This window comes from Senegalimassilia faecalis (genome assembly GCF_004135645.1).
In the GTDB taxonomy this organism is placed as follows: Bacteria; Actinomycetota; Coriobacteriia; order Coriobacteriales; family Eggerthellaceae; genus Senegalimassilia; species Senegalimassilia faecalis.
This window is the reverse complement of the sequence record NZ_SDPW01000001.1, coordinates 2,035,909-2,060,119: the sequence shown is the minus strand read 5'-3', so window position 1 is coordinate 2,060,119 and position 24,211 is coordinate 2,035,909. Positions and strand designations below refer to the sequence as shown.

Below are 24,211 nucleotides of genomic sequence, written 5' to 3'. Positions count from 1 at the left end.
GGCGTACGCTAAGGAGAAAGTTCATGTCTGAACCGTTGGTTTCTCTTCTGGTTCCAATTTATAACGTCGAGAAGTATCTACGTCAGTGCTTGGACTCTGCGCGTAATCAGACGCTTGAAGACATTGAGGTAATCTGTATCAACGATGGTTCGACAGACTCTTCGCCAAGCATTATTCGGGAATATATGGCGGAAGATTCCCGTTTCCGGATGATCGATAAAGCGAATTCCGGCTACGGCGCTTCGATGAACAAGGGTCTGGACGCCGCTCAGGGCAAGTATATTGCTATTCTTGAGTCTGATGACTACTTCGAGCTTGATGCGCTGGAGAAACTGTATCAAGCTGCAGAAACCCATGACGCCGAAGTGGTAAAAGCGAACTTCTGGTTCTACTGGTCGAAGCCCGAAGAGCGTAATGAGCCGTTTGAGCTTGTGTCGAATGATATGGCGGAGCATCTTGTGAACCCTCAGATCGAAACGGAGATCTTCTATCTCAAGCCGTCAATTTGGTCCGCTCTGTATCGAAGGGATTTCCTGAAAGATAACGGCATTCGCTTCTTGGAGACGCCCGGCGCCTCTTTCCAGGATTCTAGCTTCAATTTTAAAGTTTGGGCTACCGCAACGAAGGCGTATTACATTCAGGACGAAATCCTCCATTACCGACAGGATAACGAATCTTCGTCTATCAATTCGCCGTCAAAAGTATATTGCGTTTGCGATGAGTACGCCGAGATGGATCGATTCCTTGCGAGCCACCCCGAAAAGGCATCGCTTAAAGCTGTTGAAGAAAAAATGAAATACGACACGTACATGTGGAATTACGAGCGTTTGACAGAACCGCTGCGCAGGCAGTTCATCGTTCGATTTGCCGAAGAATTCCAGCGAGACATCGAATCGCAGTATGTTGACCTGGATATCTTTGATCCGTGGAAAAAGGATGACCTGGCTGTCATGCTCACTGACCCGATATTGTTTCATGCTCAGCGTGAATCTCCGGAAGAAGAAGGCTATGGAAAGAAGTTGGTGCGGTTTTACCACATCGGCGGACCCTCGCTTGTCTTACGTGCTCTTTGGCGGAAAATAAGGAGATAAAGGGAGTTCTCATGCCTTTGATTTCAATTGTAATTCCCGTTTATAACGTCGAACGTTACGTATCCCTGTGCCTCGATTCTTTGCGCGCTCAAACGTTTTCGGACATCGAGATTATTTGCGTTGTCGATGGTGCCCTGGATCGCTCCGAATCGGTGGTCAGGATGCACGAGGCGCTTGATGCGCGCGTTCGCGTTATCAGCAAAGAGAACGGTGGCGTATCCTCGGCCCGTAACGCGGGCATTCGTGCAGCTAGCGGCAAGTACATCATGTTCGTCGATCCCGATGATTGCCTAGACAAGAATGCTTGCAAGGTTGTTTTCGACACCTTCCAAAAGACCGATGCCGAAGTTGTAACTTTTGGTGCTCAGTGTCTTCCGGCGTTTGATGGCAATGTTTGGCTTGCGAAATGCTTGAGTACTCGCGATGTCGTGTATGACGGATTTGATCCGGCTCTGTTGTTCGAGGAGAATTCGCATCCTTATATTTGGCGATCTGCCGTTAAGAAGGAATTGCTGTTAAGAGAATCGATATTCTTTAACGAAGCCATTCGATTCGGCGAAGACGAGGTATTCCATTTCCTGCTCTATCCGCTCTCGAAAAAGACGGTGCTGATTTCTGACTGCCTGTATTACTATCGCGTTATACGTGACGACTCATTAATGTCGTCCGTTGCGCACGATAGGATTCTGAAGGTTAAGAGGCATTTGAAGATTGCTTCGGCGATTTTTGCCGACTGGAAGCAGCGTGGGCTGCTTGATAAGTACCCTGAACATATGCTCGATTGGTTGCTGGAGTTCGTTCTGTTCGACATCCATTGCGTTCAGATTTTTGAAGATCGCGAGGGCTGCGGCTTGCGTGATGAATTGAACGAGGCTTCGGATGCCCTGCTAACGTTGGTTTTCGATGTGGCTCCAGAGTTGCGTGATGCTGGGCTGTCTATGGGCGGAATAGACTCGAAAATCGTTGTATCGATGCAAGAGTCTCGCGAAAAAGGCGTTTCGTGGCGTTGCACTAAAGAGCTAGCTGATGGGTTCGCTAAACGTTTGGCTGGTTCAAAGGCTTATTACAAGCAAAAGCTTGGTGATCGCTTAGCAGCTTTCAAGCGGGCTTTGAAGGGCGTGCTGCCGCTTCCTGCTTCGAGCATGCAGGAGTATATGATGGAGAATGTTGAGCGCGAGAGGATCGAGCGCGAGCTTTCTGATTCTTTGCAGTTGCTTCAGATTGAATACGACAGCAAATTCGGTTTGAAAGCTGCCGGCTTCGAGGGCCGATAGCGCTTAGGTTGATGGGGGAGCAATTCAAAGTGTCCACTCCAAAGGTTTCGGTTCTTGTTCCGGTTTATAACGTGGAGCGGTTTTTGCCGCAGTGTCTGGATGCGCTTTGTGGGCAAACGTTGCGTGACATCGAAATCATCTGCATCAACGACGGCGCGACGGATGGCTCGTCGGCTATCCTGCATGACTACGCTGACCGCGACCAGCGGGTTCGCGTGATTGACAAGGCCAACTCTGGTTATGGCGCGTCGCTGAACATGGGTCTGTCCCAGGCGGCGGGCGAGTACGTCGGCATCGTCGAGCCCGACGATTTTCCTGACCGTCGCATGTTCAAGAAGCTCCTCAAGGCTGCTGAGCGCACGGGCGCCGATGTGGTGAAGTGCAACTACTACAACTACTTCGACGGCGCCGATCATCTGGTGGAAAACTTTGCCGGCCTGCCGTACAGGCGCCCGTTCGATCCCGTCGACCAGCCTCGCGTCGTGTGCACCATCCCGTCCATCTGGACGGGCCTGTACCGAAAGTCGTTTCTGGAGCGCGAGGGCATCTCTCTGCGCGAAACGCCCGGCGCCGCATTCCAGGACGCGGGCTTCAGCCTGAAGGTGTGGTTTGCCGCCCGCACATGCGCGCTGGTCAAAAAGCCGTTGCTGCATTACCGTATGGACAACCCTGGTTCGTCGTCGAAGACCACCGACAAGGTGTTCATAGTGTGCGACGAAGTGGCCGACGCTGAGGCGTTCCTTCGCCGGCGTCCTGAGCGCGCGGTGGTGCTGCTGCCGTGGCTTGCGGTTGACAAGTGGGGAAAGTACCGCTGGAACTACGAGCGCATCTCGCAAAGCGAACACGTGGCCTTCGCGCAGCGCGTGGCCGCCGAATACCAGGCGGCAAACGCTGCGGGCGAGCTGGACTTTTCCCTGTTCGCGCCCGATGACGCGGCTCTGCTGCAGCAGCTTCTTCGCGATGGCGCCGAGGCGTTTGCGGCGGCGCATCCGGACTCGTTCTAAGGACGGCCACTCGTGAGATTCTCCATTGTTGTTGCGGCATACAACGTTGAACGCTACATCGGTGAATGCCTGGAATCGCTCAAGAGCCAGTCGTTCGGCGATTTTGAGTGCATCGTGGTCAACGATTGCTCGCAAGACGGCACGCTTGACGCCATCGGCCGCGCTATCGCTGGCGATGGTCGCTTCACCGTGCTGACCTTGGAGCGCAACTCCGGCCTGTCTGCCGCGCGCAACGCGGGCATGGCCGCGGCCGCCGGCGAGTTCATCATGTTCCTGGACGGCGACGATTACTATGACCCCGAAGCGCTTGAGCGCCTGGACGCGCGCATTGCGGCGGACAACCTAGACATGCTGTATTTCGGCGCTGCGTCGTTCTACGAAAGCCGCAAACTTCGCAGGGAGCACTACGAGAACCAAGAAGTGCGCGAAAGCGTCGAAGGCGTGCATTGCGGCCCCGACATGTACGTGCTGATGGAGCGCACGAAGGCGTTTCGCCCCTCCGCCTGCCTATACACCGTCCGCAAAGCGCTGCTTGACGGCTGTGGCCTGCGCTTTCTTGACGGCATCCTGCACGAGGACGTGCTGTTCCAGATGCAGCTCATCCCACATCCGCAGCGCGTGGCGTTTCTAAACGAGCCGCTGTACCAGCGTCGCATGCGCGAAGGCTCCATCATGACCACGCGGCCGACCATGCGCAACGTCCACGGCTTGGCGGTAACGGCGCAGCGCATGCAAGAATGGCTGGCGGCACACGCTGGCGAATACTCGTGTGAATTCTGCGAAGCTTACGCATGGCGGACGTCCGACACGCGCGAGGTGGCGGCTCGCTATCTTCGTGAGATCGATGAAGCGGACGTGGCTGCGTATCGCGAGGGGCTTTCCACCGAAGAGCTCGCAGCGTTCGACATGCACGTGCTGGGCCTGTGGCGCAGCATGGGGCATGTGTACGACGAGTACGAAACGTCGCACGCATACCGCATCGGCCACGCGCTTATCGCCATCCCGCAGAAAATTCGCAAGTTGGTGGAGCTTCCGCAGGCCAAGCCGGGGGAGTAACGTCGCTGCGCGCTTTACCACTCGCTTGGCTTCGGGTGGCGTTCCCTCCATGCGGCCAGCGCTTTCTGCGCGGGGTTCATGAAGTCCCAGAACTTGTAGGCGCCGTAGGGCAGCGCGTCAAGCCGACCGAGCGGACCGTTGTCGCGCGAATCTACATCAAGCCAGGTCATAAGCGTGGCGTAGCGCTGCATGCTGCGGGGATACTCCGCAAAATACAATGCAGGATGCTCCTCAAGCTCCAGCGCCTCGAGCGCCCCATCGTGCAACGTGCGCGCCATCATGCGGCGCGTGCCCTCGTCGGGCATGGTCTCGATATTCCACAGCGTCCAGTCGAACGCCCAGCTCAGGTAATCCCTTTGCAGCTTTTCCCACGTGCCATCGGGCTGCTTCTGCAAAAACGCTTTCACGCGGCAAATGGCGTCGTAGAAGGCAAGCGGCGCCCGTTCGCGCGAGCTTGACACCGTGCTGCCGCGCCCCATGCGATGGTCCACCAGCACCCGGTTTGCCACGGCAAGGCGCTTTGCCAACACCAGCGCCTGGTACGTGAACACCATGTCCTCGCTGTTGGGAAGGTCTTCAGGAAACGAAAGCCCGCGCTCGTGCACGAACTCGGTGCGGTACAGCTTGTCCCACGGCCAGCCCATGAAGGCGGCGAAGATGTTGCCGTCCATGCCGCGCCATCCGTCAAACGCGCCTTCGGTGGGAAGCTGACTTTGCTTGAGGGCCCACAACGGATGGGTCAGCGCGCCGGTGGCGTTGTCCATTTCCTGCATGTCGCAGATGGCGATGTCGGCGCCGCCGTCTATGGCCGCGCGGTGCAGGGCCTCAACCATGTCGGGATGGAACACGTCGTCGCCGTCCAGAATCATGAAGTAGGGCGCGCGCACTTCCTGCATGCCCTTGTTGCGTGCGCCGCCGGCGCCAAGCCCGCCTGTGGAAATAACGGAGAAGCGCGCGTGATGCGCAGCGAAATCTTGCGCAATCGCCGCGGTGCCGTCGGTCGACCCGTCTTCCACCACAACAACGCGCAGCGACTCGAACGTCTGGCGTTCAAGCGAATCAAGGCACGCGCCGATGCAGGATTCCATGTTGTGCGCGGTAACAATGACGTCAACGGCCGCGTTGTGAAGCTGTGCGCACAATTGCCTCGCTCCTTTCAAGAATGCAAGCGTTCTTGACGTTTGCCGATGGTGTTCGAATGCTCCTCGGTGGCGGATGCGTTGAGGAATCGTAAGGTTTACTTTAAAGTATAATAAAGTAAGTTTGCATAATACCGGTTCTCTGCATGGAAAGGGGCAAGGTCCCAACTTGTGGCTTTTGTTCAAGTTGCCATAGTGTTTAGCGTGGCGTTTATCGTCACGTACTGCGCCGTGCCGCTGTCCCGCAGGATAGCCGTCGCGCTTGGCGCTATCGACCAGCCCGGATACCGCCGCGTCAACCGGGGCCCTGTGCCGCGCTGCGGCGGCATCGCGCTGTACCTGGGGCTTTGCGCCGCGTTTCTTGCCTCCTACATCGGGCTGGTGTTCTTCGATTGGCAGCTCAACGACCTGTACACGCTCAGCGGCATCAACTACATCGGGTTGTTCCTGGGCATCAGCGCCATGTTCGCCGTCGGGCTTGTTGACGACGTCACGCAGCTGCCGCCGAAACTGAAGTTCCTGGGCCAGGTTGTCTCCGCGTGCATCGTTGCCGCTTCGGGCGTGTCCATCGGCATGGTGCACACCATGTTTGCGCAGGCCGGCGGCTATGTGAGCTTGGGATGGCTTGACTTCCCGCTTACCGTTGCGTACCTGGTCGTGTTCGTGAACATCACGAACCTCATCGACGGCCTCGACGGCCTTGCCGCCGGCATCGTCGCCATCGCTTGCTCCAGCTTGCTATTCCTCGTGTGGCAGCGCGGCAGCGTCACCATGGCCCTGGTGTGCCTGGCGGTTATCGGCGTGTGCCTGGCGTTTCTTCGCTACAACTTCTTCCCGGCATCGGTGTTCATGGGTGATTGCGGCAGCCATCTGCTGGGACTTATGGTCGGCGTCATCTCGGTTTCGGGCGTGGTGCGCGCGCAGGGCTTCGTGGTTATGCTGGTGCCGCTGGTCATCGCCGGCGTTCCCGTGCTGGACACCATGTCTGCCGTTGTCCGCCGCCTGCGCAACCACGAGCGCATCGATCACGCCGACTTCGGCCACATTCACCATCGCCTTATGCGCGCGGGCTTAAGCCAGAAGCGTTCCGTTGCCTTGCTGTGGCTGTGCTCCGCGTGCCTTGCGGTGGCGGGGTGCCTCATCGGCAGTTTCTCGGGTCCGGTGCAAATCGGCATCATTGCGCTGCTGGCCGTTGCGCTATTCGTGATCATTTGGTACTTCGGCCTGTTCAAGCCGGTGCTGAGGCACCACTACGACAATAAGGGCAGGTCAGGCCCTCGTTTGCCGCACAGCCAGGGAAAGCAGGTGAAGTAGCCGATGGCAGCTGGAGCTCACGGTATCAGCGAAGATGACAAGCGCAGGTCAACGCGCATGGCCGCGCGTGCTTTTGCGGGCGTTGCGGTGTTCGCCGCTGCGTTCATTGCGGTGTGCTTGGGCATCGGCGCGCTGGCCGGTCCACGGCAGGTTGCCGACACCGTGCAGCTTTCGGCGGTTGAGCAGCAAGACCCGTTCTACGTGCTGCTGATTGGTTCCGACTCCCGTAAGGGCACGGCGCTGTACACGGGCAAGGCGTCCGATCACGCTCAGGTCAATCAGCATTCCGACGTCATCACGCTTGTGCGCGTTGACCCCGCAAGCTACCAAATCACGCTGGTAACGGTGCCGCGCGACACAGTTTTGCCTGGTGAAAGCAGCAAAATCAACGATACGCTTGTCAACGGCGACCCCATGGAAACCGTCAAGGCGGTCCAGCGTCTCACAGGCGTCGAAATCGACTACTACATGATGACCACGTTCACCGGGTTCGAAAACTTCATCGATACCTTAGGCGGCGTGACGGTTGACGTTCCCGCCACGGTGAAAGTGCCCGACCCCTCAACGGCCGAGGACGTCACCGTTCAGAAGGGCCAAAACCAGCACCTTGATGGCTCGGAAACGCTGGTGTTCGCGCGCGCCCGCAAGGAATATGCCGACAACCAAGACGCCGTGCGCCAGGCGAACGTCCGCCAAATCGAGGTCGCCATCTTCCGCAACGTGCTGAACATGCCCAACGAAAGCGACATTGATCAGGCGCTGGTCAGCCTGAAGCGCAGCACCTCCACGAACCTTGATATGAGCAAGGTGGGGTACCTGGCCGTCGATTTCGCCCTGCACAAAGACGACGTGACGCTGTACTCGTGCACGGGGCCGTACACGGGCGACGTGAACAGCAGCGGGTTGTGGGTGGTCGACCAGAATTCGCAGGCCTGGGAAGACCTTATGGCCGCGGTGGATTCCGGCAGCGATCCCTCTGGCATCGTTGAGGGCCCCGCTATGCCGTAGCAGCACATGCGCTGCTACGGCTATGGTAATATCAGTGGTTGCTAACAGGGCGTTTTGAATGGAGAACTGCGTGAGCACGCTCGGAACAATACTGAAGGACAATTGGGAGTGGCGAAAGCAAATCGCTCGCCTTGCCTTGTTCGAACTGGTGAAGAAAAGCCGCGGCGCGGTGCTGTCGTGGTCGTGGTTCTTCATCAAGCCCGCCATGTACATCTTCTGCTTCTGGTTTGCGCTTGACATCGGCTTGCGCGTTGGCAGCGGCGCGGCAGATGCCGGCGCGCCGCCGTACATCTTGTGGCTGTGCGCGGGCTTGATCCCGTGGTTCTTCATGCAGGACATGCTTGGCGCCGGCATCGACGTCATGCATCGTTACCCGTACCTGGTCAACAAGATCAAGTTCCCGCTCAGCGGCATTTCCACCATCTACACCGGCGCCACCATGCTTGTGCAGCTTATGCTGATGGTCGCCCTGTTCGTAATCTACGCGGCGTGCGGCATGCAGTTCGACGCGTATTTGCTGCAAGTGCCCATTTTGCTGCTGCTGATGTTCGTGTTCTGGGACATCGTGTCCATCATGTTCAGCCAGCTGTCGGCCATCAGCAAAGACGTGAAGAACCTGATGAACGCCATGTCCACGCCTTTCTTCTGGCTGTCGGGCGTCATTTTCGACGTGAAAAGCGTCCCGGTGGACTGGATTCAAACCATCCTGTATTTCAATCCCATCACGTTTTTCGTCACCTCGTTTCGCGGGGCGTTTTACGACAAGGTGTGGTTCTGGGAAGACCCCACACTGTGCGCAGGCTTTGCGCTGGTGTTCGCGGTGACGCTTGTTTTGGCGCTGTTCGTGTACAAGAAGTTCAACGAGGAGGTGGCCGATGTCCTCTAACGACCAGCAGAAAACGTTGGGCGACGCGAAGGCGAAGCACAAAACCAGCGTCAGCGACGAGGTGGTCATCCGCTTCGACCACGTGACGAAAACGTACAACCTGTACAAAAACGACCGCGGCCGCTTCCTGGGCATCTTCAACTACAAGAAGAAGGGCACGTTTCTGGGCAGCGTCAACGCCAGCGACGACCTTTCGTTCGAGGTGAAGAAGGGCGAAGCGGTGGCGTTTTTGGGCTGCAACGGCGCCGGGAAAAGCACGGCGCTGAAGATGGTCACGGGCGTCACGCACCCCACAACGGGCAACGTCGAGGTCAAAGGCCGCGTCAGCGCACTGCTGGAGCTTACTGCAGGCTTCGACATGCAGCTGACGGGGCGCGAGAACATATCGCTGCGCGGTCAGATTCTGGGCCTGAAGCGCAACGAGATCAAAGAGCTTGAGCCGAAGATCATCGAGTTCGCCGAACTTGGCCTGTACATCGACCAGCCCATGCGCACGTACTCAAGCGGCATGAAGGCGCGCCTGGGCTTTGCGTTCGCGGTGGCCATCGACCCGGAAATCCTGGTGGTCGACGAGGCCCTTTCCGTTGGCGACCGCGCGTTCCAACGCAAGTGCATCGCCCGCATCCGCGAGATTATGATGGACGAGAACGTCACGGTGCTGTTCGTCACGCACACCAGCTCCACGGCGAAGGAATTCTGCAGCCGCGGCATCGTGCTTGACCACGGCAAGAAAGTGTTCGACGACACCATCGAAGCCGCAACGGCCTATTACGAGAAGAACTACTAAGGAGCGAAGCGCATGGAAAGCGGACGCAACGTGTACGCGGCAATTCTTGCTGGCGGGTCGGGAACGCGCATGGGCAATCCCGAAAAGCCCAAGCAGTTTCTGATGCTGGGGTCGAAGCCCATCATCGCGCACACCGTCGAGAAGTTCTGCGCCGAAGGCGTTTTCGAGCGCGTGCTGGTGCTGTGCCCCGAATCGTGGATTCAGAAAACGCAGGACCTCCTGCGCCGTTATTGCCCCGATTGCTGCCAAGATGTTGCGGTCATTGCCGGAGGGTCTACCAGAAACGACACCGTGCGCAACGCCATCTCGTATCTGTGCGAAAACCATGCTGTGGACGATAGCAGCATCATCGTCACGCACGACGCTGTCAGGCCGTTCGTGTCCCATCGCATTATCGAAGAGAACATCCAGGCCGCAATCGACTGCGGAGCTTGCGATACCGTCGTACCCGCAACCGACACTATTGTGCAAAGCGCTGACGGCAAGGTCATCTCGTCCATTCCCGACAGAAGCCAGCTGTATCAAGGGCAAACGCCGCAGTCGTTCAAGCTGCTTGAGCTTAAAGCGCTTATGGAAAGCCTTTTGCCTGATGAAGAGGCTGTTTTGACGGATGCGTGCAAAATCTACACGCTGCGCGGCAAAGCGGTTGCCCTTGTGCGCGGCGACGTTTCGAACATGAAGATCACGTATCCGCAAGATTTGCGCGTGGCAACGGCTTTGATGGGAAGCCGCCGTGCTTAGCTGTGCCTATCGCCTCACCGCGCCGCGTGTTTTCGAGCCGGTTCAGCTGGAGTTGAACGCATCGGCGGGCGTGGTGGTGCGTCCTACGTATCTTTCCGTGTGCAATGCCGACATCCGCTACTACCAGGGGTCGCGCTCGCCGCAGGTACTTGCCAAGAAGCTGCCCATGGCGCTTATCCACGAGGGCATCGGCGTGGTGGTCAAGGACGCAACGGGCACGTTTGCTCGCGGCTCGCGCGTGGTCATGGTGCCGAACGCGCCGTGCGAGACCAGCGATTACATTGCGGAGAACTACCTGCGCAGCAGCAAGTTCTGCGGCAGCGGCTTCGACGGCTTCATGCAGGAGCTTGTGGTGCTGCCGCCCGAACGCGTGGTTGCTTTGCCTGATTCCATTCCCAACGAAGTCGCAGCGTTTACCGAATTGGTAAGCGTTGCCGCCCATGCCGTGAACCGATTCGATTCCATCGCGCACGAAAAGCGCGACCGCATCGGTGTGTGGGGCGACGGCAACCTGGGGTTCATCGTTTCGCTTATCCTGAAGATGCGCTATCCACAAGCGCAGATTTGCGTGTATGGGCGAAACGAGTACAAGCTGAACGACTTCACGTTCGCCGATGAAACGCACCTGACCTACGACGCGCCGGGCGAGTGCACGTGCGATCACGCCTTCGAATGCTGCTGCGGCGACGGGTCGGTGGCTGCCATCGAGCAGATCATCGACGCGGTAAGGCCCGAGGCAACCGTTTCGTTGCTGGGCGTGTCGGAAAACCCCGTTCCGGTGAACACGCGCATGGTGCTTGAGAAGGGCCTGCGCCTGTTCGGCAGCAGTCGCAGCGGTCGCGCGGATTTCGTCAGCGTTGTGGAAATGTACAAGCAGCATCCCGACATGGCAAGGTATCTGGAGTCGCTTATCGGCGGCGTTTTCCCCGTACGCTCCATTGCCGACATGTGCACTGCGTTCGAAGCGGATTTGCGCAAGAGCGCTGGGAAAACCATCATGAAGTGGGACATGTAGGCCATGTCGTTGCGTTTTTCGAAAAAGGTCGCCGCAGGCGTTGCTCGTGTTGCGTTTCGCGGGTTGTATGGCGTCTTTTGCTTGGCTAAGCGGCGGGACGAGGTGCTGTTCGTGTCCCGCAAGTCGGGTGAGCCTTCTTACGATTACCTGGAATGCGGGAAGGCGTTCCAGGCGCGCGGCTATCAGCCGGTTTACCTATCGCAGCACTTCAAGAAGTCGTCGGTGCTGGCCTATGCGGGCCTGGTGCTTCGGGAGCTGTATCACCTTGCGCGGTGCAAGGTTTGCGTGATCGATCGCTACGACCCGGTTATCAGCTTGCTCGATTTTACGTGCCAGCCCACTGCGTTGCGCGGCGCCCAGCACCTTGAGTTCCCTGCGGTTCCGGTTGTGATTCAGCTGTGGCACGCGTTCGGCGCATTCAAGAAGTTCGGCTATCAGGCAATCGACGTTGCCGAAGGCCACGCGGCGGAAGAGGCTGCTGCGTTCAAGATTCACCGAAACAATTCGTGGGTGATCTGCTCTGGCGAAGGTGCGCGGACGGCGTTTGCTGAAGCGTTTGCGTGCCCGGTTGAACGCGTGCTTCCCATCGGGAGGCCCGAATACCGCAAGCTTTGCGATATGCGTCAAGCGGCTCAGGCCGATGCCAATCGCGCGAGCGAGAAGGCGACGGTGCTGTTTGCGCCTACCATCAGGAAGTACGACAAGGCTGCTGACCCGTTTGCCGACTTGCGCGGCGCGGCTGGCAAGCTGTTTCAGTCTGGAAGCTACCGGGTTTCGTGCTCTTTGCATCCGCTTGCGGCGGGCAAAGATGCTGGTGGGGACGTGCCGGTCAGCCTTATCGATGCCGATATTGTGATCACCGATTACTCATCGATAGTTTATGAAGCATATTTGTTGGGCAAGCTGGTCGGTTTCTATGTTCCTGACATACAATATTATCGGCTTTCGCCTGGTCTGAACGCCGATCCGCTAGAATTGTGTCCCGGCCTTGTGGCCGATACGCCGGAGCAGCTTGCCGCCATGCTTGCATCGTGGGCGGTCGAGCCGTCGGCTTACCCGCACCAGCAGTTGCAGCGATTCGTGGGAGACTCGTTTGTAAATTGCGCCGAGGATCCGGCCGGCGAGTTGGCGACATTCGCCATTCAGTGCGCGAAGGGAAGCACGGAGCGTGCGCAGTAAAGCGGCCCCGATTCGTTGCTGTGGGATTGATGTGGAAGAAGGAGCATGAAGCGTTTTCTCAAGCGCTTTGCAAAGCGCTTCATAAAGAACGCGACGTTGAGTTTTGCGTTCCCGATTGCTTATAAGTATTTTGCGCGCAAGCCGGTTGCAGCTGGTCGGGTGCTGTTTTTCGAGACGAAGGAAACGGACATGCCCGACAGCTTCGAGCTGCTGTACCAGCGGCTCGAGCTGGATGCCGGTAAGCATCCGCGCTATATGACGCTCAACCAAAATCATGTGTCGTACGTTCAGTATCTGAAGAACAGCATCTGGGCGCTGCACGAGATTTCCCGCGCTGAAGTGGTCTTTTTGGCGGATGCCTCCGATCTGGTCAGCTGCGTTAGGCTGCGCCCTGAAACGCGCGTCGTGCAGCTGTGGCACGCATGCGGCGCGTTCAAGAAGTGGGGTATGAGCACGGCCGACCTGAAATTCGGCGGCACCCGAAAAGAGCTTCTGCGCCATCCGTTCTACAAGAACCTCTCGCTAGTTACCGTTAGCAGCCCCGATGTGGCTTGGGCGTATGAAGAGGCCATGGTGCTGCAAGATCGCCCCGAAATCATCAAGCCGCTTGGCGTAAGCCGCACGGATGTATTCTTCGACCAGCAGTTTTTGACGAACGCGCGCGAAAGCGTGGAAAGCGTTGTTCCGCAGATGCGAGGCAAGCGCGTGCTGCTGTACGCGCCGACGTTTCGCGGTCGTGTTGCCTCTGCCGAAGGGCCCGACCGGCTGGATATCGCCGGCCTGAAGGCTGCGGTTGGCGGCGAATTCGTTCTGCTTATCAAGCATCATCCGTTCGTGAAGCAGTTGCCGCCCATTCCCGCAGGCTGCGAAGACTTTGCGTTCGATGTTACGCGCAGCTTGCCGATCGATCAGCTGCTGTGCGTTGCCGATGTGTGCGTTTCGGACTATTCGTCGCTGGTGTTCGAATACTCGCTTTTCGGCAAGCCCATGGCATTTTTCGCGTATGACCTGGACGATTATTGCGACTGGCGCGGCTTCTATTACCCGTACGAGGAGTTGACGCCGGGGCCGGTATTCCGCGACAACAAGTCGCTTATCGACTGGGTGAAACACGTTGACGAGCGCTTCGACGCGCAGCAGGTGGCGGCGTTCCGCAAGAAGTTCATGAGCGCGTGCGATGGGCAAGCTACCGTGCGTATCTACAACGAGGTGTTTGCGCCGCCGCTTAACGAAGCGACGAACGTGAAAGCTGCTGATGTTTTGCGGGCGCATGACGCAAGCGGTATCGATGTGAGCATCGTGATTCCGGCGTATAACGCTATGCCTCGTCTGACCAGGGCGCTCGACTCGCTGCTAGCGCAGACGTATCCACGCGAGCGCATGGAAGTGCTGGTAACCGATGACGGCTCCACCGATGCAACGTGGGAAACGCTGTGCACGTATCAGGAACGCTATCCTGCGCTGTTCAAGGTTGAACGCTTGGAGGCTGCGTCGGGGTCGCCCGCGAAGCCTCGCAATGTTGCCTTGGAGAAGGCGCAGGGGAAGTACGTGTTCTTCCTTGACGCAGACGACTGGTTGGGCTCCGAGGCGATCGAGCGCATGCTCGACCACGCCGTGGAGTGGGGAAGCGATGTACTGCTGGTAAAGATGTGGGGCGAAAACGGCCGCGAAGTACCAAAGTCCATGTTCGACCGCAACCAACCAAAAGCCGACATCGCAACCTCAAAAATCTGCTGGACGTTCGCGCCGCTTAAACTGTTTAGGCGCGATTTGGTTGCCGACATGAGATTCCCGAACGATATGCCAGAGGATATCCCGTTTGTACTCGAGGCTTACTTAAGGGCGAAGTGCATCTCAGTGGCGGCAGACTACGCGTACTACCACGTCTCGTTCGATTCGGCAGATGAACAGGCTTCAGTAACGTCCTGGGACAACCCGCATTCGAGCATAAGGATTTACCAGCGAGTTTTGGACTTGCAAGAAGAGTTCGGGAGGTCCGACCACGACTTCGCGGTCGTGTGGAAGAGGCTATTTAGCAGGGACGTCCCCCGAACCCAAAGCATAATAGAGCAAACTGGGATAGTGCTTGATAAGGATGAGCAATTGACTATGCAGAGGCTGAAGGATGCCTTTGCCAGCGTTGATGGTCGATTGAATTAATTGCTGAATGACATGTCAGCGATCTCTGAATGTGTTTTGCCGAGTACGAGGTGTGATATATGAACGCTTTTGCGAAAAAAATGAAGAAGACCGCATTCAAGAAAGCCAAGAAGGTTCTTCCTCAGGAAACTGTGCTGCGTATTCAAAAACAGCGATTAGAGGGAGGATTTGGCGTTACCTATAAGCCGAACAGTTACGAAGGACGCTACACCTATAGCGTAGTTTCCGCTGTTTATAACGCAGAGAAATATCTTGACGATTTTTTCGAGAGCTTAACTACGCAGACGATTAATGATGAGCGGCTTAAACTCGTCATGGTTGATGATGGCTCCACCGACGGTTCTGCAAAAGTCATAGCTAATTGGAAGCAGCGGTTCCCTGAACTGATTGATTACTATTACAAAGAAAACGGCGGCCAGGCCAGTGCTCGAAATCTCGGGCTGGATCATGTAACAAGCGATTGGGTTACATTTATCGATCCTGACGACTTTGTCTCGGAATCTTACTTCGAAGAAGTAGATAGAACGGTGTCGACGTATTCTGATGTTCAATTTGCAACCTGTCGTATTATTTTTTACAACGAGACCAAAGGTGAATACTTTGACAAGCATCCTTTGCGTGGGGAATTTAAGAACGACATCTCTCTGTTTAATGTTAACGATGATTATCTGCCGATAACCCTTTCTGCTAGCAAATCCTTCTTTAGGATGAGCAGGATTGGGGGTATGGATGCACTGTTCAATGAAGAGATAAAGCCCAATTTCGAAGACGCTCATTTTCTCAATAGGTATCTGCTTTCTCTCGATGAGGGTAGAATTGCTTATTTGCGCAAACCAATTTATTACTATCGAAAAAGGGATAACGGGACATCGACCCTGGACTCTTCTTGGGGTTCGTCTGAAAAGTTCACCACTGTTTTGGAGAAAGGGTATCTTGATCTCCTTAGGCGCGCTAATGAAAAATGCGGACACACGCCTTACTATATTCAAGAGACCGTACTGTATGATCTCCAATGGTATTTCAAGCAGCTGATTGGCCACGAAGAGCGATCGCAACATTTCGAAGACGTAGGTCTCGGGGATATTTTTTGGGATAATTTACATAAGATATTTGGTTACATTGACGCTAATGTAATCGAGGGAATATCGGGGGGATGGCTTAATTTCGAAACGAAGTATGCCTGCCTGAATGCTTTTAAGAGGGTTCGGCCAGACAATCAAGTGGCATATATTGAGCGCATTGATTATAAATCTAAAGTTATGCAGATTCGTTCGTTGAACATGGATTTTGACTTGTTCAAAAACGGGGTTAAGCTCGATCCGGTCGAAATTAAACGTGTAAGCCGGACTCTTTTTGGCAGGGAGTTCTATTCGCTGTATATGTCATGGTTCTCGTTACCTGCAGAAAAGGATACGCTTTCCTATAACGTGCACGACAATACTGCCGATCTCAGGCTTTCGATAAAAGGTAAGCAGCCATGTCACCATGTTCAGATGAAAGACATTAATGCTATCTATAGAGCGGGATGGGATAAGTATAAGCAAGATTCTGACGATATATGGCTGTTTATGGATAGGGATACTCAAGCTGATGACAATGCTGAGCATCTCTATCGGTGGATGAAGATAAATCATCCCGAGCAGAAAAGCTATTTCGTACTCCGCAAAGAAGCTAAAGATTGGCAAAGGCTTTCCGATGAAGGTTTCGAGTTGCTTGCTTTTGGTTCGAAAGAGCACGAGGAGTTTCTCAAAAAGTGTTCCACAATTGTTAGCAGTCACGCTGATGGTTTTGTTCACTCATATTTTGGCGACAACTTCTATAAGTCGAAAAGGTTTATTTTTCTCCAGCATGGCGTTATCCATAACAACCTTTCTGGGTGGCTTAACGGGAAACCTATTGACGTGATGTTTACTTCGGCGACAAGGGAGGCTGAATCAATTCGGGGCGACGGTTCTTCCTATTTATTGACGCCCAGGCAGGTTGAATTGACCGGTTTGCCAAGGCATGATGCCTTGCTTAGAAAAAAGTCCTTAAAAAAAAGCATTCTCATTATGCCGACTTGGAGAAATAAACTCAGTGGCGACAAAATTGGCAAGGGCAATGTACGTGGCTTGAATGATGCTTTTAAGGATTCTGAATATAAGCAGAGATGGGAATCGTTCTTGAACAGCGATAGCCTGCGCTCTGTTGCCCAAAACACGGGTCTTGATGTTGTCTTTTATCCCCATGCCAATACATTTCCTTACGTGGAGAGTGGAGTGTTTAGCATTCCGAGCTATATTAAGGTGGAAGGTAATCAGACAGGAGCGTCTATTCAGCAGGAGTTTGCGAATGCAGTTCTTATGATTACCGATTATTCGTCGACTGCTTTCGAAACTGCCTATCTAAATAAAGAATGCTTGTACTATCAATTTGATTCTGAAAGCTTTTTTTCTGGGATGCAAGTTTACTCAAAGGGTTATTTTGACTTCAAAAAAGACGGGTTTGGTCCTGTCGTTAAAACAGAGAAGGCTCTTGTCGAAGAATTGAAAGCATGTGCGGAGCGTGGTTTCGTTCCCGAGGAGAAATATGCAAAAAGAATGAGTGAATTCTTTGCTTTCCACGATGGCAAATGTTGCGAGCGAGTATATAAGCGCATTAAAGAGCTTGATGAAGGAAGATATTGATTTTGGTTGATGCGTGAGGACATCGGGCTTCATTATTCGGCTTTTTACTAGTGAAACTATGGTTCCAGCCGAATATGCCAATCATTTGTGCCGCTTTCCTGGGTGGCTTATGTGCCGAATTGGTATAAGTTCTGTAGCGCTTGGTGTCGAGATACCCGAAAAGTTTTGCACCGTAACGGCGGGTTCTAGTTTGGATTGTCTTTGGTTAGGTAGTAAATGGTATTTTCTAGCTCGGTTTTTCTCTTGGTGTTTTTGCCGCTTGTGCTGGTGGCTTACTTTGTCATTCCTAGTCGTGCGGCGAAGAACTGCTTACTCCTGCTTGCATCTCTTGTCTTTTATGCGTGGGGCGAACCTACATATATTGTGCTCATGGTCGTTTCGATTATTGCTAACTGGCTGTTTGGCGTCCTCATCGATCGGGCGAACAAGGATGGGCAGAGAAAGCTGCTCTTGGTTGTTGACCTGGTGGTTAATCTTGCGCTGCTTTGCTATTTCAAGTACGAAGGCTTTATTGCTGAAAACATAAATGCACTGGTAGGTTTTGAGGCTATTCCCGACCTGAACCTCCCGCTTCCCATTGGCATCTCGTTCTATACGCTTCAGGCGGTCTCGTACATTGTGGACGTGTACCGTCGAGAGGTTCCCGCCCAGCGCAACCTCGTGTACCTAGGCATGTACATTGCAATGTTTCCGCAGTTGGTTGCCGGCCCTATCGTTAGGTACTCAACCATTCAGGAGCAGGTGCTTCACCGCAAGGAGACGCTTAAAGGATTTTGTTCGGGCATGAGACTCTTCTGCGTTGGCTTTGCGAAAAAAGTCCTGCTGGCTAATGTGGTCGCGATTTTAGCAACGAAGATGCTTCAGTTGGGGGGAACGGAAATCGGTTTTGTAGGCGCGTGGGCTGGCCTAATAGCGTACACGTTCCAAATTTTCTTTGATTTTGCTGGGTACTCCGACATGGCTATCGGCCTTGGAAAGATGTTCGGATTCCAGTATCTACGTAACTTCAACTACCCCTACTTATCAAAAAATGCAACGGAATTTTGGCGTCGTTGGCACATCTCGCTTTCGACGTTCTTCCGCGATTACGTGTACATTCCGCTTGGTGGAAGTCGCGTTACTACGAAGCGTTGGGTTTTTAATATCGGTGTTGTCTGGGCTCTTACGGGCTTATGGCATGGCGCTGCGTGGAATTTCATTTTGTGGGGCTTGTTCTATGGCGTCATGCTTGTGCTTGAAAAGCAGGTTATTCTGAAACATGTTCGGAAGCTTCCGAATGCGTTGCAGCATCTTTACGGCATCGTGATTTTCATGTTCGGATGGTTGCTGTTCTGGGTTGAGGATATGGGGGATTTGGGGAATTACCTACTCGCTATGTTCGGCGCGTTCGGCATTTCTGGATCTTCAACGCCTTGGGAGCTTACTGCATGGGAATACGTGCCCGTGTTTTTGGTTTGCGCGATTGCCTCTACTCCGATTGTGCCGTGGATTCGAGCAAAGCTTGTTGCATGGGCTGAGGGAAGGACGCTTACGAATTTCCTTGAAGTCGATTTGCCGAACGAGAAGCACTATGAAACCGACGGGCTTTGCGAGTTGAATTACGATGCCTCGAAGATCGTGGCAAAGTCTCGATTGCTTACAGTGGAATTTGTTGCTTTGCTGGCTGATCTTGCTTTGTTGCTCATGCTGCTCATTTCTATCGGGTCAGTTGTTTCTGGCTCGTTTAATCCGTTCATTTACTTCCGTTTTTAATCGACCTTGGGTGATGAATTATTATGCTTAAGATTAGAAATGCTGTTTTACTGCTTGGCTCGGCGGTATTGCTGTGCGGAACATTGTTTTGCACGGTTGCGGATAGGATAGGATTTGATTTTCCAGACTGGATGTCCGTGAACGCGAAGCACTCGAATCTTGAAGGGCGTAACTATACGAAATTTCCGAAAGCAACTGTTGATACAGCCATGTCGGGGAAGTTCCAAAGTGGGTTCGAAAGCTATGTTTCGGATTTGGTTCCTATGCGCGATAAGGTTCTTTTGACGAATGCGCAGCTTCAGCGTCTGAGTATAGTGCCCATGTCGATGATGGTCGGCTATAGCGATTATCCGACCTTTTTTGGGTCTGGTTATTATTATGATTCAGCTTACAATATCGTTCGCGCGATACCTATGAAGAAAGAGAATATCAAAACTGACGCGGTAGTGAACTCTATCGAATCTATCAATTCGTTTGTCGAGGCTCATCCTGAGTTGAATTATCTCATGTATGTGCCCGCTCGCGCTGGTGTCCTCGAACTCGATGCTCATTCGGGACTGGTATCCGATGCTGCGGGGGAGGAATATGTTCTCGATGCTATTTCTTCGAAGCTTGATGAAAATGTTTCCCTCATGCATTGGAGCCCGTCTTCCGACTCTGAGTATGCAGAGAAGTATTACAACTCCGATCACCACTGGAATATCAAGGCTGCTTACGATGCATATTGCACTACGGCGACATTCTTTGGATTTGGTGACGATCTTGTTCAGCCCGTCGAAACGGTTTCATTCGATGATATCTCGTTTTATGGTTCGGCGGCTCGAACGGGCTTAGATGCCGATTACGATGCGGATGGGGTCATCGACTACAAGTTCAATTTACCTGCCTATGACATATGGGTTAGTGGGGAGGAAAAAGACGAAGACTTTGTCAATAGCGCTGACCGCTACGAACAAGGGGGCTGGCCTCGAGGGGATTTCTCGAACTACTATGCGGATTATTATCACACGGATTGTCCGCAAATCGTTCTCGTAAACAAAAGCGAAGATGCTGGTGATAAGTCGCTTTTGATTGTTGGAGACTCTTATTCAAGTTGTATCGAGAGGTTGTACTTGGCGAATTATAAAAATGTCTACATTTATGACCCGCGGTACGCGAAGTTGACGCTATCTGAGTTCGTTCAGAAATACAGCAATATCGATGATGTTATGTACATGACATGCTATAACACATTGACCAATGAGAAGTCTGCTTGCAATCTGAGGTGAAGCATAATGAAGAAGATAAGGGCGGACGATATTTGGTTATTGAGTTTGCCGGCTACAAACTTTCTTAAGTAATCCCTACCAGAAACAAAAATGGCAGGGAAAATGTCCCTGCCGGAAGGGTGGGCCAGGGCCTTTCGGCCAGCCCAGTATTTAAGATAATTTACTAGAAATATAGCGGCTGTGTAAAAAAGCCTGAAGACTTCCGGAAACTTGAGCCGTGTCGATATGTTATCAATATTGGTAACATATCGACACGGCTTACCTTTTCATTGATTGTTCGTTACCCTTCTCTTCCTACCTGTGTATGATTGTTTTAATCGATATCGCCGTTATTGTGGTTGGATACTGATTTGTCTGCGGTAGTTTTTCTTGAGGGCATCATCTGATTGGTGAGGGCGTTCAGAGATGCAATGAAATGATTTTCTTGAACGAAGAATGAAGAGCTATCGAATTGCCGCCGGAAGGACATCGTGAGCTTTGCAGCAGGCTTTTTCGTTCCGTATCGCGATATAATACTCTCTTGCGACATGAGCAATAAGCGCTATCAATTCGAAAGAGAGGACGGGCGTGAGCGAACACGGATATGTTTTGCCTTTTAGTCCTTCGGCTTCTGCTTCCGGTGCGGTCGAGCTTCATTCCCATCGAAAGCCCATGCTGACCGTCGAGCAGCAGATAGCCCATCTCAAGTCTAAGGGAGTCATGTTTGAAGGCTGCTCGGAAGAGGATGCGGCTAGATACCTTTCGAGCTCTAACAACTACCTTCGCGCCGCCTCTTATCGGGTTTTGTTTCCCCGTCAGGTTGACGGGCCGAACGTTGGAGCCTATGTCGGCCTCGACTTCGCTCACCTTGTCGAATTGTCACGCATTGATCGCCGATTGCGCGCTGCGCTGCGTGAAATCACTGCAGATGCCTGTCTGGGTACTCCTGGAGGCATCGGAGTTTGGCGTGCTTGCGAATTTCTGGCTGTTCTGTTCCCAGCGATGGGAAGATTCTCGAATGATGCAAGAACATTATGTCCTCAAGAGCGTTAAAGCCCTTCGCAATGCGGTCTCTCATGGGTCTTGCATTGTCAACGGGTTTGGGTCGTCGGGGGAGCTTGCGGGGTACAGGCCGAATGAGCTCATCACGGATTCGCTCAATACCGCAGGCATGAGGAATACGAAGACGAGACGAGCGAGGCTCCGCAATCTTCGAATGTCTCAGATTGCGGCAACCCTTTACATGTCGGCTGCGCTTTGCCCGAATCGTGGCACCCGCACTAGGCACGCCATCTTCATGAACGACGTCCGCGTGTACGCAGAATCGCAGTCGCATCTCTTTAGCTCGAACGATAATGTGAAATACTCTTTTGATTTTATTTGGAAACTGGTTGACGTATGGGTCCCCATGCGTTGAAAATGATTTCAGATGTAAAAACCTCTTGGTTTTGTAAGGGCGGGATCCACTGGGCCTCGCCCTAGTTTTATGCGCCTGTTTGCAAATCTCATCTGAATTCGCGGTCCGAAACGGGTAACGCCGCTCACAATCCCCGCCGCATATTTAAATGCTATTGCTGCGTTTGACCGCTGAGGCCCATCCGTGGCTTCGTTTGCCTAACTGCCGGATTTTGGGTTGCTTTCCTCTTCCTCGATTTATTGAGCGATGTGATGATATTGGTGACGTTGCGTTTATGATGTGTTATACGCATTTGGCGGACACGTTAGTAGTTGGGAAGTTGCGCTCTGCGTGATGTGGGACTTGCTGTTTTGGTTGGGGAATAGGGTATGTGGTTGACCTTTGGTTTTGCGGTTTTGATTGCGGTTTTGGTGCTGTATGTGCCGGGGTATTTGGTTGGCAGAGGTTTGCGGCTTGACCGATTCGCCTCGGTTGCGGTGGCGCCGGCGTTTTCCGTGTTTGCGTTGGTGGCGCTGGGCGTTGTGTTCTTCGCCGTCGGCATAACGTGCAGTGCGTGGGTGCTGCTGCTTGCTTGTGTGGTGCTGTGCCTGCTGGTCTTTGCTGTTTGCGGCAGCGTTCGTCGTGCGAAAGGTGGTACGGCTTGTAGCAACCCTTCGGCTTTGGGCGATGTGCGCTTGCAGGTGGCTTTGTGCGTGGGCGTTGCCGTGTTTGTGGCTGCGCTTGTGTTCCTCCACGCAATGGGCGACCCGGCTTCGTTTTCGCGTAACGATGACACGACGGTGCATCTTTCCGTTGTCCGTGGGTTCTTGGATTCGGGTACGTACTCCACGCTGAACGTTACGAAGTACCTTGACCTGGGCGAAGCCGGTGGATATTATCCGGCAGCTTGGCACGTGGTTACCGCTGTTGTGACGTCCTTTGTTGGCAACGAGGTGGCGCTGGCAACGAACGCCATGATTTTTGTGACGTGTACGGTTGTGCTTCCCCTGGGCGTACTTTGCCTGATGAGGGCGCTGTTCCCGGATAATAAGCTGGTCGTGTGCGGCGGGTCGCTGTTCTCGGCGGCGTTTTGCGGGTTTCCGTGGGGCTTTGTGGTGTACGGCCAGTTGCTTTCGAACTTGTTTTCGTTCGCGATGATTCCTGCTGCCCTTGGCGTGCTCATCTGCGGGCTTGCCGGCAAAGGCGGCTTGTCGAAATGCGCTTGGGTTGCCGCTTATGCCTGCAGCATGGTGGCCGTTGCGCTTGCACAGCCGAACGGGGCGTTTACGCTGGGCGTATGGTCGGTGCTGTTCGCCGTTTCCTATCTGTGGGGTAGGGAAGCGGGCGCAAGCCGTCGAGGCAAGACCGCAGCTGTGGTTTTGCTTCTTGTGGCATGCGCTGCATGGGTTGTGCTGTTCCTTGCGCCGCCTCTGCAGAGCGTTGTCACCTACTCCTGGAAATCGACGCTCAGCATTCCTGAGGCGGTGGTTTCCGGCCTGCTGTTCATGTTCACCTCGCGTGAAGGCGTGCAGCCTTTCTTGACGTTGCTGGTGCTGCTTGGCGTTGCGAAGACGCTGAAGGACAAGCGTTTGCGCTGGTTGTCCGTGGCATATGTGGTGGCGCTTGTGTTCTACGTTATCGACGTTTCCACCGACGGCTTCGTCAAGCAGTTGCTGACGGGCTTCTGGTACACCGATTATTACCGCACCGGCGCCATGACGGCGCTGTTCGCCATCCCGCTTGCCGCGTTGGGTTTTGCCTGGCTGGTGGAGCTTGGCTCGCAGCTGGTTGGTCGTGTGCGCCCTGCGTGCGCGAACGGTCGCCGTCCTTTGGTGATTGCCGTGGTTGTTGTGGTTGCCGCCCTGACGGCGTGCCAGTTCGCTCCCGTGCATTTCGCGTTCGGCAACACCGATGTTCGGCCAGGGCTTATGAAGATTCACAAAGAGGTGAGCGGCCGCTATTCGTGGAACAAGGGGCTCACGTCCGAAGAGGACGCGTTCGTGAAGAACGTCATGTCGATTGCGGGTCACGATTGCGTGATCAATCTTCCTCACGATGGCAGTTGTTGGGCTTATGGCGTGGAGGGCGTGAACACGTACTTTAGGCGTGCGGGCACGTCGGGCCCGGTTGGTTTGGAAGAGTTCGCCTCGCTCATTCGCACCCGCTTGTGCGATTACGCGTCGTCGGACGAGGTGCGTGCTGCTGTTGAGCAGGCGGGCGCGCACTACGTGATGATGCTTGACGACAAGTCGGGTGACGACCGCACGGTTGTGAATCTTCGCTATAAGGAAGAAGATTGGGCGGGTATCGAGTCTATTACGCCGGAAACTCCGGGCTTTTCGCTGGTGTTGAGCGAAGGCGATATGAGGTTGTACCGAATAGGGGATTAGCGCGGTACATTCGCTGCCAGTTGTGCTCGGTTGTAGACGATGCGTTGTGTTTGCGCTGCTGAATTTCCCAGGGTGTTACAATTCAAGGGTTTAAGCGTAAACAGAA

The 24,211-nt window shown here is 54.2% G+C and carries 18 protein-coding genes; 17 read left to right on the top strand and 1 reads right to left on the bottom strand.

The window, feature by feature from the left end:
• Positions 1 to 23 precede the first annotated feature (23 nt).
• Genes ET524_RS08595 through ET524_RS08580 form a run of 4 tightly spaced genes read left to right on the top strand, consistent with a single transcriptional unit; the run spans position 24 to position 4,425 of the window.
• A complete protein-coding gene (locus ET524_RS08595) occupies positions 24 to 1,091 on the top strand; it encodes a glycosyltransferase family 2 protein (RefSeq protein WP_129424999.1) in 1,068 nt (355 codons plus the stop codon).
• Between the two features lie 11 nt (positions 1,092 to 1,102).
• Positions 1,103 to 2,365, top strand: coding sequence for a glycosyltransferase family 2 protein (locus tag ET524_RS08590; protein WP_129424997.1), 1,263 nt, complete (start codon positions 1,103 to 1,105; stop codon positions 2,363 to 2,365).
• Between the two features lie 29 nt (positions 2,366 to 2,394).
• A complete protein-coding gene (locus ET524_RS08585) occupies positions 2,395 to 3,369 on the top strand; it encodes a glycosyltransferase (RefSeq protein ID WP_201738743.1) in 975 nt (324 codons plus the stop codon).
• 12 nt (positions 3,370 to 3,381) lie between these two features.
• On the top strand, positions 3,382 to 4,425 hold the full coding sequence (locus tag ET524_RS08580) for a glycosyltransferase family 2 protein (protein ID WP_129424992.1): 1,044 nt from the start codon (positions 3,382 to 3,384) through the stop codon (positions 4,423 to 4,425).
• Positions 4,426 to 4,439: 14 nt separating this feature from the next.
• Here the strand turns inward: ET524_RS08580 and ET524_RS08575 are convergent, their stop codons facing one another.
• Complete coding sequence (locus tag ET524_RS08575) at positions 4,440 to 5,567, bottom strand: glycosyltransferase family 2 protein (RefSeq protein ID WP_129424990.1); 1,128 nt, start codon at positions 5,565 to 5,567, stop codon at positions 4,440 to 4,442.
• Positions 5,568 to 5,735: 168 nt separating this feature from the next.
• Between ET524_RS08575 and ET524_RS08570 the strand changes: the two genes are divergently transcribed.
• The 13 genes from ET524_RS08570 to ET524_RS08510 all read left to right on the top strand — a co-directional run bounded on the left by ET524_RS08570 (position 5,736) and on the right by ET524_RS08510 (position 24,105).
• Positions 5,736 to 6,878: a glycosyltransferase family 4 protein gene (locus tag ET524_RS08570; protein WP_129424988.1), complete on the top strand. Its 1,143-nt coding sequence runs from the start codon at positions 5,736 to 5,738 to the stop codon at positions 6,876 to 6,878.
• A 3-nt stretch (positions 6,879 to 6,881) separates the two neighbouring features.
• Positions 6,882 to 7,886, top strand: a complete 1,005-nt coding sequence (locus ET524_RS08565; protein ID WP_129424986.1) for an LCP family protein — start codon at positions 6,882 to 6,884, stop codon at positions 7,884 to 7,886.
• A 70-nt stretch (positions 7,887 to 7,956) separates the two neighbouring features.
• Positions 7,957 to 8,772: an ABC transporter permease gene (locus ET524_RS08560; protein ID WP_201738742.1), complete on the top strand. Its 816-nt coding sequence runs from the start codon at positions 7,957 to 7,959 to the stop codon at positions 8,770 to 8,772.
• Positions 8,762 to 9,559: an ABC transporter ATP-binding protein gene (locus ET524_RS08555; protein WP_129424984.1), complete on the top strand. Its 798-nt coding sequence runs from the start codon at positions 8,762 to 8,764 to the stop codon at positions 9,557 to 9,559. The genes ET524_RS08560 and ET524_RS08555 overlap by 11 nt, the downstream gene beginning before the upstream one ends.
• A 12-nt stretch (positions 9,560 to 9,571) precedes the next feature.
• Complete coding sequence (locus tag ET524_RS08550) at positions 9,572 to 10,300, top strand: IspD/TarI family cytidylyltransferase (RefSeq protein WP_129424982.1); 729 nt, start codon at positions 9,572 to 9,574, stop codon at positions 10,298 to 10,300.
• Complete coding sequence (locus tag ET524_RS08545; protein ID WP_129424980.1) at positions 10,293 to 11,315, top strand: ribitol-5-phosphate dehydrogenase; 1,023 nt, start codon at positions 10,293 to 10,295, stop codon at positions 11,313 to 11,315. Before ET524_RS08550 ends, ET524_RS08545 begins: the two co-directional genes overlap by 8 nt.
• A gap of 81 nt (positions 11,316 to 11,396) precedes the next feature.
• Positions 11,397 to 12,494 carry a CDP-glycerol glycerophosphotransferase family protein gene (locus tag ET524_RS08540; RefSeq protein WP_161566653.1) on the top strand — a complete coding sequence of 366 codons (1,098 nt, stop codon included), beginning with the start codon at positions 11,397 to 11,399 and terminating at the stop codon, positions 12,492 to 12,494.
• A 45-nt stretch (positions 12,495 to 12,539) separates the two neighbouring features.
• Entirely contained in the window at positions 12,540 to 14,654 is a 2,115-nt protein-coding gene (locus ET524_RS08535) for a CDP-glycerol glycerophosphotransferase family protein (protein WP_129424976.1), read from the top strand.
• Positions 14,655 to 14,713: 59 nt separating this feature from the next.
• Complete coding sequence (locus tag ET524_RS08530) at positions 14,714 to 17,320, top strand: bifunctional glycosyltransferase/CDP-glycerol:glycerophosphate glycerophosphotransferase (RefSeq protein ID WP_129424974.1); 2,607 nt, start codon at positions 14,714 to 14,716, stop codon at positions 17,318 to 17,320.
• A 216-nt stretch (positions 17,321 to 17,536) separates the two neighbouring features.
• Positions 17,537 to 19,072 (top strand): MBOAT family O-acyltransferase, encoded by a 1,536-nt coding sequence (locus tag ET524_RS08525; RefSeq protein ID WP_129424972.1) that lies wholly within the window; start codon positions 17,537 to 17,539, stop codon positions 19,070 to 19,072.
• Between the two features lie 23 nt (positions 19,073 to 19,095).
• Positions 19,096 to 20,340 (top strand): hypothetical protein, encoded by a 1,245-nt coding sequence (locus ET524_RS08520; protein ID WP_129424970.1) that lies wholly within the window; start codon positions 19,096 to 19,098, stop codon positions 20,338 to 20,340.
• 567 nt (positions 20,341 to 20,907) lie between these two features.
• A complete protein-coding gene (locus ET524_RS11980; protein WP_236648293.1) occupies positions 20,908 to 21,372 on the top strand; it encodes an Abi family protein in 465 nt (154 codons plus the stop codon).
• A 732-nt stretch (positions 21,373 to 22,104) separates the two neighbouring features.
• A complete protein-coding gene (locus ET524_RS08510; RefSeq protein WP_129424966.1) occupies positions 22,105 to 24,105 on the top strand; it encodes a DUF6541 family protein in 2,001 nt (666 codons plus the stop codon).
• The last annotated feature ends 106 nt before the right edge of the window (positions 24,106 to 24,211 follow it).